Source organism: Ornithinimicrobium tianjinense, assembly GCF_014636495.1.
GTDB lineage: Bacteria > Actinomycetota > Actinomycetes > Actinomycetales > Dermatophilaceae > Ornithinicoccus > Ornithinicoccus tianjinensis.
The window spans coordinates 152,191-169,653 of sequence record NZ_BMEM01000003.1; the positions used below are offsets into that span (position 1 = coordinate 152,191).

Annotated in this window: 15 protein-coding genes and 2 tRNA genes; 13 read left to right on the forward strand and 4 right to left on the reverse strand. The window is 71.4% G+C overall.

Going from position 1 to position 17,463, the window contains the following annotated elements; genetic code table 11:
- Positions 1–5 precede the first annotated feature (5 nt).
- Genes yidD through rpmH form a run of 3 tightly spaced genes read right to left on the reverse strand, consistent with a single transcriptional unit; the run spans position 6 to position 893 of the window.
- Positions 6–356 carry a membrane protein insertion efficiency factor YidD gene (gene yidD, locus IEV65_RS10495; protein WP_229735177.1) on the reverse strand — a complete coding sequence of 117 codons (351 nt, stop codon included), beginning with the start codon at positions 354–356 and terminating at the stop codon, positions 6–8.
- Positions 353–721, reverse strand: coding sequence for a ribonuclease P protein component (gene rnpA / locus IEV65_RS10500; protein ID WP_188430552.1), 369 nt, complete (start codon positions 719–721; stop codon positions 353–355). The genes yidD and rnpA overlap by 4 nt, the downstream gene beginning before the upstream one ends.
- Positions 722–755: 34 nt before the next feature.
- Positions 756–893 (reverse strand): 50S ribosomal protein L34, encoded by a 138-nt coding sequence (rpmH, locus tag IEV65_RS10505; RefSeq protein WP_188430554.1) that lies wholly within the window; start codon positions 891–893, stop codon positions 756–758.
- A 414-nt stretch (positions 894–1,307) separates the two neighbouring features.
- Here rpmH and dnaA point away from each other — a divergent pair, with 414 nt between their 5' ends.
- The 13 genes from dnaA to IEV65_RS10565 all read left to right on the forward strand — a co-directional run bounded on the left by dnaA (position 1,308) and on the right by IEV65_RS10565 (position 15,394).
- Complete coding sequence (dnaA, locus tag IEV65_RS10510; RefSeq protein ID WP_188430556.1) at positions 1,308–2,750, forward strand: chromosomal replication initiator protein DnaA; 1,443 nt, start codon at positions 1,308–1,310, stop codon at positions 2,748–2,750.
- Positions 2,751–3,316: 566 nt separating this feature from the next.
- A complete protein-coding gene (gene dnaN, locus IEV65_RS10515) occupies positions 3,317–4,450 on the forward strand; it encodes a DNA polymerase III subunit beta (RefSeq protein WP_188430557.1) in 1,134 nt (377 codons plus the stop codon).
- A 61-nt stretch (positions 4,451–4,511) separates the two neighbouring features.
- Complete coding sequence (gnd, locus tag IEV65_RS10520; RefSeq protein WP_188430559.1) at positions 4,512–5,615, forward strand: phosphogluconate dehydrogenase (NAD(+)-dependent, decarboxylating); 1,104 nt, start codon at positions 4,512–4,514, stop codon at positions 5,613–5,615.
- Between the two features lie 22 nt (positions 5,616–5,637).
- On the forward strand, positions 5,638–6,861 hold the full coding sequence (locus IEV65_RS10525; RefSeq protein ID WP_188430560.1) for a DNA replication/repair protein RecF: 1,224 nt from the start codon (positions 5,638–5,640) through the stop codon (positions 6,859–6,861).
- Complete coding sequence (locus tag IEV65_RS10530) at positions 6,858–7,373, forward strand: DciA family protein (protein ID WP_188430562.1); 516 nt, start codon at positions 6,858–6,860, stop codon at positions 7,371–7,373. The genes IEV65_RS10525 and IEV65_RS10530 overlap by 4 nt, the downstream gene beginning before the upstream one ends.
- A gap of 235 nt (positions 7,374–7,608) precedes the next feature.
- On the forward strand, positions 7,609–9,744 hold the full coding sequence (gene gyrB, locus IEV65_RS10535; protein WP_188430563.1) for a DNA topoisomerase (ATP-hydrolyzing) subunit B: 2,136 nt from the start codon (positions 7,609–7,611) through the stop codon (positions 9,742–9,744).
- A 67-nt stretch (positions 9,745–9,811) separates the two neighbouring features.
- On the forward strand, positions 9,812–12,427 hold the full coding sequence (gyrA, locus tag IEV65_RS10540) for a DNA gyrase subunit A (RefSeq protein ID WP_188430565.1): 2,616 nt from the start codon (positions 9,812–9,814) through the stop codon (positions 12,425–12,427).
- Complete coding sequence (locus tag IEV65_RS10545; protein WP_229735178.1) at positions 12,424–13,116, forward strand: DUF3566 domain-containing protein; 693 nt, start codon at positions 12,424–12,426, stop codon at positions 13,114–13,116. The genes gyrA and IEV65_RS10545 overlap by 4 nt, the downstream gene beginning before the upstream one ends.
- Before the next feature lie 210 nt (positions 13,117–13,326).
- Positions 13,327–13,923: a helix-turn-helix domain-containing protein gene (locus IEV65_RS10550; protein WP_188430567.1), complete on the forward strand. Its 597-nt coding sequence runs from the start codon at positions 13,327–13,329 to the stop codon at positions 13,921–13,923.
- A gap of 65 nt (positions 13,924–13,988) precedes the next feature.
- Positions 13,989–14,062: transfer RNA gene (locus IEV65_RS10555), tRNA-Ile, on the forward strand.
- A gap of 44 nt (positions 14,063–14,106) precedes the next feature.
- Positions 14,107–14,235, forward strand: a complete 129-nt coding sequence (locus tag IEV65_RS15695; RefSeq protein WP_229735179.1) for a DLW-39 family protein — start codon at positions 14,107–14,109, stop codon at positions 14,233–14,235.
- A 55-nt stretch (positions 14,236–14,290) separates the two neighbouring features.
- Positions 14,291–14,363: transfer RNA gene (locus IEV65_RS10560), tRNA-Ala, on the forward strand.
- 68 nt (positions 14,364–14,431) lie between these two features.
- A complete protein-coding gene (locus IEV65_RS10565) occupies positions 14,432–15,394 on the forward strand; it encodes an L-lactate dehydrogenase (protein WP_188430569.1) in 963 nt (320 codons plus the stop codon).
- Positions 15,395–15,414: 20 nt separating this feature from the next.
- Here IEV65_RS10565 and IEV65_RS10570 read toward each other — a convergent pair whose 3' ends face one another.
- A complete protein-coding gene (locus IEV65_RS10570; RefSeq protein ID WP_188430571.1) occupies positions 15,415–17,421 on the reverse strand; it encodes a cell wall-binding repeat-containing protein in 2,007 nt (668 codons plus the stop codon).
- Positions 17,422–17,463 lie beyond the last annotated feature (42 nt).

The window sequence follows — 17,463 nt, forward strand, 5'->3', positions numbered from 1 at the left end:
GGTCCTCAGGGTCGGTGGTGAGCGGTGCTCACCGTGGTGGGCGCCGCCACGACCGTGGGTCGTGGGGCGGCGGCGGTATGACGTGGCGGCACGTGATCGACGCCGCCCCGGGCGAGCGGGGTGCACCGAAGCAGCCGCAGCGCGGTCAGCCAGCTCCCGCGGACCGGACCGAACCGCTCGAGGGCGGTCACGGCATACGCGGAGCAGGAGGGGTAGTAGCGGCAGACCGGGCCGAGCATCGGCGACACCGTGCGCTGGTAGAGCTGCACGAGCCAGACCAGCGGGAGAGCCAGCACGCTGCGGTGCTCCCGCAGCGGCACGCCGCCGCGGTGGACGTCGCGCATGTCCCCCGTCATCGGGAGACCCCCGTGAGCGCCCGGTCGAGGGCCCGGTCCAGCGCCGCACCGAGCGAGACCGAGCTCGCTGCTGCCGCGGCGGGCTGGGCACGGACGACGAGGTCGCAGCCGTCGGGCAGCCGCTCCAGGCGGGGCCGGACGAGGTGACGCAGCCGCCGGACGACCCGGTGACGCACCACCGACGAACCGACCGCCTTCGACACCACGAAACCCACGCGCGGAGGGCGCGTGGGCAGGTGGTCCCCGGAAGCGAGGTGCACGACCAGCAGGTCCGTGCCCGCCCGGTGCCGACGCCGACCGTCACCGCCCCGCAGCACGGCGCGGTAGTCGGCCGGGTGCGTCAGGCGGTGGTGGCGGGGCAGCATCGAGACGGAACCGCCGAGGTCGACGGTGGCCGACTCAGGCCGAGAGCTCGGCGCGGCCCTTGCGGCGGCGCGCGGCGAGGATGGCGCGGCCGGCGCGGGTACGCATACGCAGGCGGAAACCGTGCTTCTTGGCGCGGCGACGGTTGTTGGGCTGGAACGTGCGCTTGCTCATGGCTGGTGCTCCGTGAAACGGGGACGTGCGAGACGTCCGGGACAGGTCCTGGGTGCCGAGCCGGCCACCAACGAAAGCCCACCGCGCGTCGTGACGCGCGCACATGGGCAGGCGAAAGCGGCCGGGAATCGGCCGACTCCACGGTACGGGAGGCGTCGGTGCCGGGTCAAACTCGACCCCGCAGTGCGCTGGGGGGCGGGCAACCTGCCATGATGAGACACCAGCGCGCGGCACGGGGGACGACACGCCGGCATGGCCGACCTTGCACACGAAGTTCGGGTTGCGCAACCGTCGGCGGAGTTGTTAGCGTCGCGCTTCTCGCTCCTGTGTCCACCCTGTATCCACAGTCTGTGGACAACTCTGTGGACGGTCGCGCATACGATAGACCGACCGACCAGAAGGATGGACCCCACGATGACCGAGCAGCCGACGGACTCTCACTCCGTGTGGCAACGCGTCATCTCCACCCTCGAAGCGGACATCCTCTCGCCGCGTGACCGCGCCTTCCTCGGGCTCACCCGCTTCGTCGGTCTGCTCGACGGGACCGCGCTGCTCGCCGTTCCCTACGCGCACACCAAGGACACCCTCGAGACGACGCTGCGCCAGCCGATCGTCGAGGCCCTCTCCACCGAGCTCGGCCAGGAGGTCCGGCTCGCGATCACCGTCGACGACGACCTGCGTCACCAGCTGGAGCAGCAGGACGAGGCTGCGGCCACCGCCACGGCGGACACCGGCGAGGCAGCTCCGGCTCAGCCCGTCCCGACGCAGCCCTCGCGCCCCGCGCCGACCAGCCCGTCCGGTCCCGCGCAGACCAGCGTCGAGGACGCCCGGCTCAACCCGAAGTACACCTTCGAGACCTTCGTCTCGGGCAGCTCCAACCGCTTCGCGCACGCCGCCTCGTTGGCGGTCGCCGAGTCGCCGGCCCGTGCCTACAACCCCCTCTTCATCTACGGGGAGTCCGGGCTGGGCAAGACGCACCTGCTGCACGCGATCGGTCACTACGCCCGCAGCCTCTACCCCGGCGTCCGGGTGCGCTACGTGAACTCCGAGGAGTTCACCAACGACTTCATCAACAGCATTCGCGACGAGAAGGCCGGCGCCTTCCAGCAGCGCTACCGCAGCGTCGACTTCCTCCTCGTGGACGACATCCAGTTCCTGCAGGGCAAGGAACAGACGATCGAGGAGTTCTTCCACACCTTCAACACGCTGCACAACAGCGAGAAGCAGGTCGTGATCACCTCCGACCAGCCGCCGAAGAAGCTCTCGGGCTTCGCCGAGCGCCTGCGCAGCCGCTTCGAGTGGGGCCTGCTCACCGACGTGCAGCCGCCCGACCTGGAGACCCGCATCGCGATCCTCCAGCGCAAGGCGGCGCAGGAGCGGATGCAGCTGCCCGACGAGGTGCTGGAGCTCATCGCCTCCAAGATCACCTCGAACATCCGCGAGCTCGAGGGCGCGCTCATCCGCGTCACGGCCTTCGCGTCGCTGTCCAGCCGGCCCGCCGACGCCGACCTGGCCGCGCACGTGCTCAAGGACATCATCCCCAGCAGCGAGGCGGCCGCGATCTCGGTGCAGACGATCATGACCGAGGTCGCCGACTACTTCCAGATCACCGGCGAGGAGCTCTGCGGCACGTCGCGGTCGCGGATGCTCGTCAACGCCCGCCAGGTCGCGATGTACCTGTGCCGCGAGCTGACCGACCTGTCCCTGCCCCAGATCGGCCGCGAGTTCGGCGGCCGGGACCACACCACGGTCATGCACGCCGAGCGCAAGATCCGCCACCAGATCGGTGAGCGTCGCGCCCTCTACGACCAGATCACCGAGCTCACCGGCATCATCCGGAAGGCTTCCGCCCGCTGACTCCGCCAAGGTTCGTCCACACCTGTGGATAACCCTGTGAGTTGTTGCTCAGCGTTCACCGCAGTCACATCCGTGCCGCATTTTCGTCCCCTCGACGCCTCCGGAACCCGTCGTCCGTGCTCGTCCGCGCTGTGGACACGGGTGTGGAAAGGGTGCGGATCACCGCAGGTCAGGCTGGGGACAGCCGGGGCACCACGGGGTATGACGTGTGGACGGCCCGCCTCCGTCCACAGCCCCCGGTGGTGCGTCCACATCCGTCTCCACCCGGTGTACACACCGTGAACTACTCGCCCGTCACAACGGCGGACGTGCGGAAACACAACGGTGAAAGCCGGGTTATCCACAGTGTCCACAGGCCCTATGACGACGACGAACTCCATACCCGGGCAGATCGAGCGCCCACGTCCCTGGGGTCCGCGAGCGAGCTGAGGGACGACAGGCTCCGGGACGACCTGGGTCTCGGGGCGGCGCTATGCTGCACTTCCCGCGCCCTGTCATTTCCTGACGGCGACGCGGCCCTGTCTGTCCGAGTCCGAGTGTCCGGTTGAGCCGAAAGGCCGTGTGTCGTGAAGTTCCGTGTCGAGCGCGACGTCCTCTCCGAGGCCGTGGCCTGGGTCGTCCGTGGTCTGAGCAGCCGTCCCCCCGTGCCGGTGCTCGCCGGCGTCCTCCTCACCGCCGACGAGGCAGGCACCCTGACCCTGTCCGCCTACGACTACGAGGTGTCGGCCACCGTCACCGTCGAGGCCGACGTCACCGAGGGCGGCCAGGTGCTCGTGCTGGGCAAGCTGCTCGCCGACCTGGCCCGCAACCTCCCGTCCAAGCCGGTGGACATCTCCACCGAGGGCGCCAAGGTCCAGCTCACCTGCGGCTCCAGCCGCTTCGCGCTCATCCAGATGCCGGTGAGCGACTACCCCCAGCTGCCCGCCCAGGCCGAGGCCAGCGGCAGCGTCGCGGGCGACGTCTTCACCCAGGCGGTCCACCAGGTCTCCGTCGCGGCCGACCGCGGCGACACCCTGCCGATCCTCACCGGCGTCCGCGTCGAGGTCGACGGCGAGAAGGTCACGATGCTGGCCACCGACCGCTACCGCCTGGCGATGCGCGAGCTGACGTGGAGCCCCAACAGCTCGGACACCACGCACGTCAGCCTGATCCCCGCGCGCACCCTCTCGGAGACCGCCAAGGCGCTGGGCGCGTCGGCCTCGGTCAACGTCAGCTTCGGCGACGCCTCGCGCTCCGACGGGCTCGTCGGCTTCGAGGCGGGCCAGCGCCGCACGACGACGCGGCTGCTCGACGGGGAGTACCCCAAGGTCACCTCGATCTTCCCGACCTCGGTCGACACCGTCGCGGTCGTCGACACCCAGGCGCTCATCGAGGCCGTGCGCCGCGTGGCGCTGGTGGCCGAGCGCAACACCCCGGTGCGCCTGCGCTTCACCGACGGCCAGGTGGCGATCGAGGCGGGCACCGGCGACGACGCACAGGGCAGCGAGGCGGTCGAGGCCAGCCTCCAGGGTCCCGACGTCGAGATCGCCTTCAACCCGCAGTTCCTGCTCGACGGGCTCGGGGTCCTCAACGCCCCGTTCGCCCGTATGGCGTTCACCCAGCCCTCCCGCCCCGCTGTCATCTCGGGCCAGGCTGAGGTCGACGGCGAGTCGGACGAGACCTACCGTTACGTCCTGATGCCGGTCCGCTTCGCGGGCTGACACGGGACGCCATACGGGCGCAGGACACCGCACGACACGCACCGAGGAGACGGGACCACTCATGAAGATCGGCATGATCGGCCTGGGCAAGATGGGCGGCAACATGCGGGAGCGGCTCCGCCGGGCGGGGCACGAGGTCGTCGGCTTCGACCTCGACGAGTCCCTGCGTGACGTCGCCTCCCTCGAGGAGCTGGTCGCCGCGCTGGAGCCGCCGCGCCTGGTCTGGGTGATGGTCCCGCACGGCAAGCCCACGCGCTCCACCGTCGAGCAGCTGGGTGAGCTCCTCTCCGAGGGCGACCTGGTGGTCGAGGGCGGCAACAGCAAGTTCACCGAGGACGTCGAGCTCGACGCGCTGCTGGCGCCCAAGGGCATCGGCTACGTCGACTGCGGCGTCTCCGGCGGCATCTGGGGGCTGGACAACGGCTACGGCCTGATGTGCGGCGGGCGTCCCGAGCACGTCGAGATCGCGATGCCGATCTTCGACGCCCTCCGGCCCGAGGGTCCGCGCGAGGAGGGCTTCGTCCACGCCGGCGACGTCGGCGCCGGCCACTACGCCAAGATGGTCCACAACGGCATCGAGTACGGCCTGATGCACGCCTACGCCGAGGGCTACGAGCTGCTCTCCGCCAAGGACATCGTCAAGGACGTCAAGGGCTGCTTCCAGGCGTGGAGCCGCGGCACCGTCGTCCGCTCCTGGCTGCTCGACCTGCTGGTCAAGGCGCTGGACGAGCGCCCCGGCCTCGAGGACATCAGCGAGTACACCACCGACTCCGGCGAGGGCCGCTGGACCGTCGAGGAGGCCATCAACATGGCCGTCCCGATGCCGGTCATCAGCGCCGCCCTGTTCGCCCGCTTCGCCTCCCGGCAGGAGAACTCCCCCGCCATGCAGGCCGTCGCCGCGCTCCGGGGGCAGTTCGGCGGGCACGCGGTCAAGCTGCTCGACGACGCCGCGAGCAAGGAGGAGGGCCAGGTCGAGGTGCACCACGGCGCCGAGCCCAAGCACGACGGCGGAGAGCGTCCGGGTGCCGGCGAGAGCGACGCGGGTGCCGACGCTGCCGAGGCCGGCCCGAGCTCGGGCGGCGGCTCGACCGGCGGCGCCCAGGGCCCCACCTCGGGCACGGGCGAGACCGGGGACGCCGGCGAGCGGTCCTCGTCCGGCGCCTGACCCAGGGGCGTCCGACCGCGACGTGCACCTGAGCCATCTCTCCCTGACCGACTTCCGCAGCTATCCCGCGGCGGACCTCACCCTCGCCCCCGGGGTGACCGTGCTGCTCGGCCGCAACGGCCAGGGCAAGACCAACGTGGTCGAGGCGGCGGGGTATGTCGCGACGCTGGGCAGTCATCGCGTCGCTCAGGACGCCCCGCTGGTCCGGGCCGGCGCGGACTCGGCGATCGTGCGGGCCACCGTGGTGCGGGACGGTCACGAGTCCTTGGTGGAGATCGAGATCGTGCCCGGCCGGGCCAACAAGGCCAGGCTCAACCGCTCTCCCCTGACGCGGCAGCGGGAGGTGCTCGGCACGCTGCGCACCGTGCTCTTCGCGCCCGAGGACCTCGCTCTGGTCAAGGGCGACCCCGCGGAGCGTCGCCGCTTCCTCGACGACCTCCTCGTCGCGCGGCAGCCGCGCTGGGCCGCGGTCCGGGCCGACCACGACCGGGTGCTCCGGCAGCGCAACGCCCTGCTGCGCTCGGCGGCCCACCTGTGGCGGGACCCGAGCCGCTCCCGCGCCCGCCGGGGCGCAGGCCCCCGGCTCGCCCCCGGGGAGAGCCTGGAGCAGGCGCGGGACGGTGCGCTGGCGACGCTGGCCGTCTTCGACGAGCACCTGGCGCAGATCGCCGGGGCCTTGCTCTACGCGCGCCTGCGCCTGCTGCGCGACCTCCGGCCCTACCTGCAGGACGCCTACCGCGCGATCAGCGACAGCGAGACCCTCGCGGACGCGACATACCGGTCGAGCCTGGCAGAGCCGGTCGCCGCCGCCCTCGCCGACGGCGAGGTCCCGACGCAGGAAGAGCTGGTGGAGGCGGTGCGCACCTCGATCGAGGCGGTCCGGGCGCAGGAGCAGGAGCGCGGCGTCAGCCTCGTGGGCCCGCACCGCGACGACCTGCTCCTCACCCTCGGGGAGCTCCCGGCCAAGGGCTATGCGAGCCACGGCGAGTCGTGGAGCCTCGCGCTCGCGCTGCGGCTGGCCGGCTTCCAGCTGCTCCGGCACGACCTCGGCACCGATCCGGTGCTGGTGCTCGACGACGTCTTCGCCGAGCTGGACTCGGGGCGGCGGGTGCGGCTGGCCGGGCTCGTCGCCGACTGCGAGCAGGTGCTGGTGACGGCGGCGGTGGCCGAGGACGTGCCCGCCGGCCTGCTGGAGGACGGCGGCCAGATCCTGGACGTCACGCTGGGCTCGGTGGTGCCGCGATGACAGAGGAGGAGCCGGACCCGCTCCACGCCGCGCACGACGCGCTGGCCCGGGCCCGGCGGTCGGCCCGGGAGCGCGGGCTGCGCCCGGGCGCCCCTGCCGGCGCGGGGCGCAGGAGGGCGCTCGGGCAGGCCCCCTCGGCGGGGCGCGACAAGGACGACCGGGACCCGCACACCGTGGGCGCGGAGATCGACCGGCTGGTGGCCAGCCGCGGCTGGGACGCGGAGGTGCAGGTCGGTGCCGTGATCGGCCGGTGGGCCGAGATCGTCGGCGAGCAGGTGGCGACCCACGTGGAGGTCGTCGCCTTCGAGGGGACGGTCCTGACGGTGCGGTCGGACTCGACCGCCTGGGCGACGCAGATGCGGTTGCTGACGGCGACCGTGCTGGCGCGGATCGACGGGGAGGTCGGCACCGGCGTCGTCACCGAGATCGTGGTCCGCGGCCCGGGTGGGCCGTCCTGGCGCAAGGGCCCGTTGTCCTCCGGAGGACGAGGTCCGCGCGACACCTACGGCTGATCCGCTGGAAGGCCCACCAGGGCCACCGAGGGACCGGTTGACGTGGAGGGGATGGGTGGCGCCCCTCCCCTGCGGCCAGATCCCCGTCCACGGGCCGGATTCGGCACGTCGATGCGAGCTTCTCCGTGGCCGCCACGTAGTATGGACAAGGTTGCCTCCCGGCCACCTCCGCCTTCCCCGACGCTAGGAGTGACGCGTGCCGACGAGCGGTCCGACCCTCCCCCACGAGCCTGCCATGCCGGAGCTGCCCGGGGCCACCCCGGAGGAAGGGGACCCCGGTTCGCTGGCGACCGCGCCGGCCTACGACGCGTCGGCGATCCAGGTCCTCGAGGGGCTCGAGGCGGTGCGCAAGCGACCCGGTATGTACATCGGGTCCACGGGTGAGCGTGGCCTGCACCACCTGATCTGGGAGATCGTCGACAACTCCGTCGACGAGGCGCTCGCCGGCTACGCCACGCGGATCGACGTCACGATCCTTCCCGACGGCGCCGTGCGCGTGCGCGACGACGGCCGCGGCATCCCCACGGACATCCACCCGGTCGAGAAGAAGCCGGCCGTCGAGCTCGTGCTGACCCAGCTGCACGCGGGCGGAAAGTTCGGCGGTGGCGGCTACAAGGTGTCCGGCGGCCTGCACGGCGTCGGCTCCTCCGTCGTCAACGCGCTGTCCGAGCGCCTGGACGTCGAGGTGCGCCAGCGGGGCAAGGTCTTCACGCAGACCTACCACCTGGGCGTCCCCCAGGCCCCGCTCGCCGAGCGCGACGCCGCCACCGAGGAGGAGCGCCAGACCGGCACGACCATCACGTTCTGGCCGAGCCAGGACATCTTCGAGACCGTCCTCTTCGACTACGACACGGTCCGCGCCCGCTTCCAGCAGACCGCCTTCCTCAACAAGGGCCTGACGATCTCGCTGACCGACGAGCGCCCTCGTGAGGCCGCGCCGGTCGACGCGATCGCCGACTTCGGCGACGAGAACGAGGACGTCGAGGAGCCCCGCACCTCCGACGAGGCGGCGAGCGCCACCGAGAGTGAGGAGCCGGGCGCCGGGGCCGAGCCCGCGGCCGGCAATCCGCGCAGCGTCACCTTCCGCTACGACAACGGCCTGCTCGACTACGTCACGCACCTCAACAAGAGCAAGCGCTCCGAGCCGGTGCACGAGGACGTCATCGCCTTCGAGACGCGCGACGACGACCGGATGCTCTCCCTCGAGGTCGCCATGCAGTGGACGAGCGCCTACACCGAGTCGGTCCACACCTACGCCAACGCGGTCAACACCCACGAGGGCGGCACGCACGAGGAGGGCTTCCGTGCGGCGCTGACCCGCCTCGTCAACGACTTCGCCCGCGAGCAGAAGCTGCTCAAGGAGAAGGACGGCAACCTCACCGGCGACGACATCCGCGAGGGTCTGACCGCGGTCATCTCGGTCAAGCTCGGCGAGCCGCAGTTCGAGGGGCAGACCAAGACCAAGCTGGGCAACTCCGAGGTCAAGGGCTTCGTGCAGTCGGCGATGACCGACCAGTTCGGTCACTGGCTCGAGGCGCACCCGCGCGAGGGCAAGGAGATCGTCGGCAAGGCCGTCCAGGCCGCCCACGCCCGCATCGCCGCCCGCAAGGCCCGCGACGCGACGCGCCGCAAGGGGCTGCTGGAGTCCGGCGGCCTGCCCGGCAAGCTCAAGGACTGCCAGAGCAAGGACCCCGCCAAGTCCGAGGTCTTCATCGTCGAAGGTGACTCGGCCGGCGGCTCGGCCGTCTCCGGCCGCGACCCGCACCACCAGGCGATCCTGCCCATCCGCGGCAAGATCCTCAACGTCGAGAAGGCCCGGATCGACAAGGTCCTCGCCAACCTCGAGGTGCAGGCCCTGATCAGCGCCTTCGGCACCGGGATCGGCGAGGAGTTCGACCTCGCCAAGGCCCGCTACCACAAGATCGTGCTCATGGCCGATGCCGACGTCGACGGTCAGCACATCCGGACGCTGCTGCTCACGCTGCTCTTCCGGTTCATGCGTCCGCTCATCGAGGCCGGCTACGTCTACCTCGCGCAGCCGCCGCTCTACCGGATCAAGTGGACCAACGCCGACCACGAGTTCGCCTTCTCCGACCGGGAGCGTGACGGCCTGGTCCAGCAGGGTATGGCGCGTGGCTGGCGCCTGCCCAAGGACTCCGGCGTGCAGCGCTACAAGGGCCTGGGCGAGATGAACGCCCAGGAGCTGTGGGAGACGACGATGGACCCGGAGACCCGGGTGCTGCTCCAGGTGTCCCTGGACGACGCGGCGGCGGCCGACGAGATCTTCTCCATCCTCATGGGCGAGGACGTCGAGTCCCGGCGCGGCTTCATCCAGCGCAACGCGCGCGACGTCCGCTTCCTCGACATCTGACACCGGCGACGGACGCACCCGGCCGGCACATCGACATACCCCGAAAACGCGAAGACCAAGGTGAACTGTGGCTGACGACGAGACCCCGGACCTGCCCGTGAGCGACCCCACGACGGCGCCGGTGGACAGGTCCCCCGGCGAGAGCGACAAGGTCGAGATCGTCGACCTCAACGCCGAGATGCAGCGCAGCTACATCGAGTACGCCATGAGCGTGATCGTGGCGCGCGCGCTGCCCGACGTGCGGGACGGCCTCAAGCCGGTGCACCGCCGCGTGCTCTACGCGATGTACGACGGCGGCTACCGGCCCGACCGCGGCTTCTCCAAGTGCGCCCGCGTCGTCGGCGACGTGATGGGTAACTACCACCCGCACGGTGACTCGGCGATCTACGACGCGATGGTGCGCCTGGTGCAGCCCTGGTCGATGCGCTACCCGCTCATCCAGGGGCAGGGCAACTTCGGCACCCCGGGCGACGAGGGGGCGGCGGCGCCGCGGTACACCGAGGCGCGGATGGCGACGCTGGCCATGGAGATGGTGCGCGACATCCGCGAGGACACCGTCGACATGGTCGACAACTACGACGGGCGCAACAAGGAGCCCTCGGTCCTGCCGGCCCGCTTCCCCAACCTGCTGGTCAACGGCTCGGCCGGCATCGCGGTCGGGATGGCGACCCAGATCCCGCCGCACAACCTGCGCGAGGTCGCGGCCGGGGCGCAGTTCCTCCTGGAGAACCCCGAGGTCAGCCGCGAGGAGCTGCTCGAGAAGCTCATCGAGCTCATCCCCGGCCCGGACTTCCCGACCGGCGCCCTCGTCATGGGGCGCAAGGGCATCGAGGAGGCCTACCGCACCGGTCGCGGCTCGATCGTCATGCGCGCGGTCGTCGAGGTCGAGGAGATCCAGGGCCGCACCTGCCTCGTGGCCACCGAGCTGCCCTACCAGGTCAACCCCGACAGCCTGGCCCGCAAGATCGCCGAGCTGGTCAAGGACGGCCGCATCACCGGCATCGCCGACCTGCGTGACGAGACCTCCGGTCGCACGGGCCAGCGGCTGGTCATCGTGCTCAAGCGCGACGCGGTCGCCAAGGTCGTGCTCAACAACCTCTACAAGCACACGCAGCTGCAGCAGAACTTCGGCGCCAACATGCTGGCGCTGGTCGACGGCGTGCCGCGCACCCTGCCGGTCTCGGCGTTCATCCGGCACTGGGTGGACCACCAGATCGAGGTCATCGTCCGGCGGACCCGCTACCGCCTGCGGGACGCGGAGGAGCGGATCCACGTCTACCGGGGCTACCTCAAGGCCCTGGACCAGCTCGACGAGGTCATCGCGCTCATCCGCCGCAGCCCCAGCGCCGAGGAGGCCCGCTCGGCCCTGATGGCGCTGCTGGACATCGACGACGTCCAGGCGCGCGCCATCCTCGACCTGCAGCTGCGCCGCCTCGCGGCCCTGGAGCGTCAGGAGATCCAGCAGCGGCACGACGAGCTGCAGGCGATGATCGAGGAGTACCAGGCGATCCTGGCCTCCCCGGAGCGTCAGCGGCAGATCGTCTCCGAGGAGCTCGCCGAGATCGTCGCCAAGTACGGCGACGAACGGCGCACGAAGATCGTGCCCTTCGACGGCGACATGTCGATGGAGGACCTCATCCCGGAGGAGGACGTGGTCGTCACGATCACCCGAGGGGGCTACGTCAAGCGCACCCCGGTGCGGGAGTACCGCGCGCAGAACCGCGGCGGGAAGGGTCGCAAGGGGGCAGCGCTGCGGGCCGACGATGTGGTCGAGCACTTCTTCGTCACCAACACCCATCAGTGGATGCTCTTCTTCACCAACGAGGGACGCGTCTACCGGGCCAAGGCCTACGAGTTCCCCGAGGGTGGTCCGACCGGCAAGGGCCAGCACGTGGCCAACCTGATGGCCTTCCAGCCGGAGGAGCGGATCCGTGAGGTCCTGACGATCGAGAACTACGAGCAGGCGCCATACCTCGTGCTCGCGACCCGCAACGGACTGGTCAAGAAGACCCGCCTGACCGACTACGACACCAAGCTCTCGCGGGGTCTGATCGCGATCAACCTGCGGGAGGGCGACGAGGTCGTCGGCGCGGCCCTCGCCTCGGCCGAGGACGACGTGCTGCTGGTCTCGCGCGACGGTCAGTCGGTGCGCTTCCACGCCACCGACGAGGCGCTGCGGCCCATGGGCCGGGCGACCTCGGGCGTGACCGGCATGAAGTTCCGCGACGACGACCAGCTGCTCGGCATGGCCGTGGTCCGGGCCGGGACGGATCCCTTCGTCTTCGTCGTCTTCGAGACGGGTATGGCGAAGCGGACCCCCGTGGACGCCTACCGCGTGCAGGGTCGGGGCGGTCTGGGCATCAAGGTCGCCAAGGCCACCGAGAAGGCCGGCCGGGTCGTCGGGGCGCTCCTCGTCGACGAGAGCGACGAGGTGCTCGTGGTCATGGAGCGTGGCAACGTGGTGCGCTCCCGGGTCGGCGGGGAGAACGGCGTGCGGGTCACCGGCCGCGACACGCAGGGCGTGAAGTTCGCGACGCCGGGCAAGAACGACTCGATCGTGGCCGTGGCGCGCAACCCCGAGGCCACCGACGAGGCCGAGGCTGTCGTAGTACCGTCGGAGGAACCGTCCGGGGACGTCCTGGCCGGTGACGAGCACGAGTCCGCCACGGGAGACGATGAATGAGCACCACGGGTAACCAGTTCGGTGCCTCGACCTCCGGAGACGAGACCCAGGTCCACGCCCGGGTGACTGCCAGCGACGCCGCCTCCGCGGCCGCGAAGATGCGGGACGGCGCCATGGCCCGGACCGCCCAGGGCCGCGACCTCGCGGCCCGGAAGGCGCGGGCGCTGCGCACGGCCACGGCCGGGCTGGCCGCCGGGTCGGCGGCCGGAGCCACCGCGGGACGATCGGGCCAGTCGGGCCAGTCCTTCCGATCCGGCGCACCCGGGGGCACGGCCCGCACCGGTGCTGCGGCGCCGCGTTCGACGCCCCGACGCGGCGGTCCGCGCCGGGTCCGGCTCACCGCCCAGCGGATCGACCCCTGGTCGGTGCTGAAGATCAGCTTCCTCGTCTCGGTCGCGCTCGGGATCGCCGGCGTCGTGATGGTCGCCGTGCTGTGGACCGTGCTGTCGGGGATGAACGTCTTCTCCACCATCAGCGACTTCTTCGTCCAGGTCACGAGCGGCGAGTCCGGAGGACCTTCGTTCGACCTCATGGACTACCTCGGCATCGGGCGGGTCATCTCCCTGGCCGCCGTCGTGGGCGTCCTCAACGTCTTCCTGCTGACGGCCCTCGCGACCCTGACGGCGTTCCTCTACAACATCTGTGCCGCGCTCGTCGGGGGCGCGCAGATCACGCTGTCGGACGAGTAGGCGGCACGGGGAGTCGGTCTCGGCCGCCGCGTCCCGGTGACCCTGACCCACACCCATGACCGGTGACCCCTACGGATCTGCATCCCCACAGGACGCAGATCCGTAGTCAGCGCAATCCTTTCGTCCCCAGCCGGGCGGCGGCTCCACAGGTTGTCCACAGGCACCCACGTGGCGTCGGCACGTCTGTGAGATCCCAGGCAGGCTCTGCGTGTGAAGACAGCGGATCCAGCGAGCGAGCAGCCCACGTCCGAGCCCACGCCCGAGGGCACGCCTGCGTGGCCCCGTTATGGCGTGATGGCGAGCACCTACGCAGTGGAGCAGCGACGCGAAGGCCCGTCCAGACCGGTCGTGGCCGGGGCGGGACGTGTCTTCGCCACCCATGCCGAGGCTGTGATGGCCGTCGGCGCTGCGGAGGACGTCGAGGAGCTGATCCCGCTCGCTCTCCGACGCTGGCGGAGGGAGCACCAGATGTCGCAGCGGGCAGCCGCAGCGCAGCTGGACGTGCCCCCGGGGCAGTTCGCGCGGGCCGAGTCCTCCCCGGCGCAGCTCAAGCTCGGCACCGTCGTCTCCCTGCTGCGCAGCGCTGGTTACGCACTGCGCGTGGTGGACGCTGACGGCATACCTCTGGCGGGGGACGTGAGAGCCGCAGAGGCGCTGCCACGCACCCGGGCCGGCGCGAGGTTTCCCGCGACGGCCGCCGTCGTGCGGTTGGGCGGTGAGCCGCGGTGGATGGCCGAGCGCGGTCAGAGCTTCCAGCTCCGTGGGCCGCAGTGGACGGGAGAGAGGCGGCCGGGGCAGTACCCGTGATGTCGATTTTGGCGGCGCGGCAGGCGTGCAGTATCCTCGATCTTCGCGTGCTCACACACGTGCACGGGCCTATAGCTCAGTCGGTTAGAGCGCTTCCCTGATAAGGAAGAGGTCACAGGTTCAAGTCCTGTTAGGCCCACCCTGAACCTTCCGCGATGACGTCAACCGACCCAGGGAGACAGCATGAAGCGATTCCTCCTCCTCGCCGCGGCGGCCGCCGGCCTGGCGGCGCTGAAGAAGATGCAGGACACTCAGGCCGAGCGCGATCTGTGGGCCGAGGCGACGGACGACGTCACCCCGCCCGGGCAGTGAGCTGCCCCGGCTGAGCGACAACTGAAGACCGCCCGGTCCACGACCGAGCACTCACGGGGGCGTGGCGCAATTGGTAGCGCACCTGCTTTGCAAGCAGGGGGTTAGGGGTTCGAGTCCCCTCGCCTCCACCCAGGTCAGAGGCCCTTCCCGCTTTGCGGGGAGGGCCTCTGTCACGTCGATCCGCCACACTACCCTCATGACCGAACTTCATGCCCCTGCCCGCCCGGACGTCGCTGTCGTCGGGGCGGGCTCCGTGGGAGCGACCATCGCCTACGCCGCTCTCGTGCGCGGGAGCGTGCGTCGCGTCGTCCTGCACGACATCGACAGCGCCAAGCTTGAGGCCGAGGTGCTCGACATCAGCCACGGGCTGTCCTTCACGCCCATGGGATCGGTGGAGGGCAGCGACGACGTCGAGATCTGCCGTGGTGCGCGGGTCGTGGTGGTCACGGCCGGGGCGAAGCAGAAGCCGGGGCAGAGCCGGATGGACCTGGCCGCCAGCACCGTCGGCCTCATGCGCAGCATCATGCCCCGCCTGGTCGAGGTGGCGCCGGACGCCACCTACGTCATGGTGACCAATCCGGTCGACGTCGTCACCACCGCCGCGTTGCGCCTCACCGGTCTGCCACCGCAGCAGCTGTTCGGGTCCGGCACGGTGCTCGACTCCTCCCGGCTGCGGCACGCGGTCGCCAGCCGGATAGGCGTGGCCGTGCAGAACGTCCACGCCTACGTCGTCGGCGAGCACGGCGACACCGAGTTCCCGCTGTGGAGCTCGGCCAGCGTCGGTGGCGTCCCTCTTCGCGAGTGGTCGCGCACGCACGGCGGCGCCCTTGACGGCCAGGCCCTCGCGGAGATCACCGACGACGTGGTCCACGCCGCCTACCGGATCATCGCTGGCAAGGGCGCCACCAACTATGCGGTCGCGCTGGCCTGCTGCCAGATCGTGGAGTCGGTCCTGCGCGACGAGCGCCGCGTGCTCCCGGTCTCGACGCTGCTCGACGGCGACTACGGCCTGCGGGACGTGTGCCTGTCCGTGCCAACGGTCGTGGGGGCCGGAGGTGCTCTGGAACGGCTCGTCGTGCCGATGTCGGCCGACGAGCTCGAGCTCCTCCACCGCAGCGCGCACTCCATCAGGACCGCGGTCCAGCAGGTCGGCGTCTAGCCGACGAACGGCCCGCGAGCTCAGCAGGTCGTCGAGCCGGCCGTCCAGTCCAGCACCGTCGAACCGCCAGCCAGCCGGGACACGGTGATCCCCAGCGCGTCATAGGCCGCGGCCACCGACCGGGGACGGCAGGCCTGCTTGGACAGCAGCACGGGTCCGTCGTGCCTCGCGGCGAGCTGCGTTCCTGCGAGCGCGTCCGCCGGCGCGGTGCCGGAGGCGACGACCGCGCTGTCCGCGCTCTCGAAGGCGTCGCCGGCCACCAGCGCGCTCGTGGCGTAGCGGTCAGCACCGCCCACGCGCTCCACGGCTACGCCAGGCAGGACCGTCTCCAGCTGCTGCGTGACCGCCTCGCTGACCGCGCCCTCCTGACCGAGGACGACCACCCGCGCGGGCGACAGCGTCCGCAGCGCCTCGGCGGTGACCCGGGGCAGCCCGTCGGGCCGGGTGAGCAGCATCGTCCCGTCGGCCTCGGCCGCGGCCGCCGCCCCGCCGAGGGCATCGGTGAGCAGCTGCCCCTCGGCGAGGTACACCGTCCCGCCGCTCTCCTGTCCCTGCGTCGCCAGCGTGGCGGCGGTGCTGTAGCGGTCGGGCCCGCTCACCCGGCGCACGGCATACCCGAGCCCCGTGAGCTGCTCCACGACGGCCTCACCGACGGCGAGCTCACCGCCCACGAGCACCACCTCCTGCACGTCGAGCCGCGCGAGCGCATCGAGCGTCGCCTGCGGCACGACGTCATGCTTGGTCAGCAGGACCGCGTCGTCCGCCGCGGCCGCCACCGGACCGACGCCGAGCGCGTCCGGCAGGCTCTCCCCCGAGGCGAGGTATGCCGTGCCCGTGCCGGAGAGGAAGGCTTCCTGCGCCAGGTGGGCAGCGACGGCATACCGGTGCTCCCCGCCGACCCGCTGCGTCGCGGTGAGTCCCTGCGCCTGGAGGTCGGCCGCGAGCGTGCGGATCTGCGGCAGCAGGTCGTAGAGGTGCATCCCGGGGCACAGCGTGGCCATGACGTCCTGGTGGCCGTGGACGACCGGCATCCTGCGCGTCCAGCCGAGGGTGCGGTTGGCGTACTCCACCTCGCCCTGCGCGTCGGCGCCGTGGACCTCGAGGGTCATCGCCGTGAGCTCGGCGACGGTGCTGAGAGTGGCCTCGGGGACCGCGACGGCGTCGTAGTCACCGATGACGGAGATGCCGTGCCAGTCGCGGTTCATCCCCAGGGCGTGGGCGAGCTGGATGTTCTTCTCGATGCCGCCGGCCCGCCCCTCCCACGCCTGGCCGAACCGGTCGACGAGCAGCCCGTAGCCGATGTCGCCCCAGCCCAGGGTCTGCGCGTGGTAGCCGTAGATCGACCGCAGCACGGCCGGCACCTCGTCGCGGGTGTAGCTGTTGCTCCCGGCCGTGTGGTGGATGGTGACGCCGAGCTTCGGCGTCTCGGCGATGAGGCTCTCGGGGTCGGTGCCGCGGAGGGACTCGTCGGCTCCCCAGTCGTGACGGGTGCCGACGACGAGCGGGCCGTCGGTGGGCAGGCTCACCGCCTGCTCCGCGTCCTGCGGGGTCGGATAGCTGGTCCAGGTCTCCAGCGTGGCCGCAGGTGCGTCGCCCGCCAGCCTCACCTGGACCTCGGCCGCCCCGACGACCAGCGTCCCCTCCGTGGCGACGTCCTCGCCCGTCTCGACCGCTGCCATGGGCTCCCAGTCCGACCACGTGCCGCCGGGCGTGCGGGTGCGGACCGACGGGGTGGCCGCTGCGTCGTCGACGCCGTCGCCGTCGGCCTCCCACCTCACGCCCACCACGGTCACGCCGTCCTCGAGCGTGAGGGAACCCGTCAGGGCGTCGGCGCGGGTGGGCTTCAGGGCGAGCCGGGTGCGGACGTGGTCAGGGGTTCGCTCGAGCAGCTGCACGCGGGCCGAGGGCGGCAGCACGTCGGGCGCCGATGGTGGCGCGTCCGTCGACGACGCCGTGGCAACGGGTGTCGACACGAGCGCGGCGACGACGGCGGCGACCAGGGGGAGGCCGAGGGCTGGGTGGGGCATGCTGCGCTCCGAGACCCGGTCCGGGACGGCATACCGAAGGAC

Coding starts and splice junctions, on each gene's coding strand:
- gnd (WP_188430559.1), top strand. CDS start 4,512: ATGAAGATCGGCATGATCGGCCTGGGCAAGATGGGCGGCAACATGCGG.
- IEV65_RS10565 (WP_188430569.1), top strand. CDS start 14,432: ATGACCGAACTTCATGCCCCTGCCCGCCCGGACGTCGCTGTCGTCGGG.
- IEV65_RS10545 (WP_229735178.1), top strand. CDS start 12,424: ATGAGCACCACGGGTAACCAGTTCGGTGCCTCGACCTCCGGAGACGAG.
- rnpA (WP_188430552.1), bottom strand. CDS start 721: ATGCTGCCCCGCCACCACCGCCTGACGCACCCGGCCGACTACCGCGCC.
- gyrB (WP_188430563.1), top strand. CDS start 7,609: ATGCCGGAGCTGCCCGGGGCCACCCCGGAGGAAGGGGACCCCGGTTCG.
- IEV65_RS15695 (WP_229735179.1), top strand. CDS start 14,107: ATGAAGCGATTCCTCCTCCTCGCCGCGGCGGCCGCCGGCCTGGCGGCG.
- IEV65_RS10570 (WP_188430571.1), bottom strand. CDS start 17,421: ATGCCCCACCCAGCCCTCGGCCTCCCCCTGGTCGCCGCCGTCGTCGCC.
- IEV65_RS10530 (WP_188430562.1), top strand. CDS start 6,858: ATGACAGAGGAGGAGCCGGACCCGCTCCACGCCGCGCACGACGCGCTG.
- dnaA (WP_188430556.1), top strand. CDS start 1,308: ATGACCGAGCAGCCGACGGACTCTCACTCCGTGTGGCAACGCGTCATC.
- rpmH (WP_188430554.1), bottom strand. CDS start 893: ATGAGCAAGCGCACGTTCCAGCCCAACAACCGTCGCCGCGCCAAGAAG.
- yidD (WP_229735177.1), bottom strand. CDS start 356: ATGACGGGGGACATGCGCGACGTCCACCGCGGCGGCGTGCCGCTGCGG.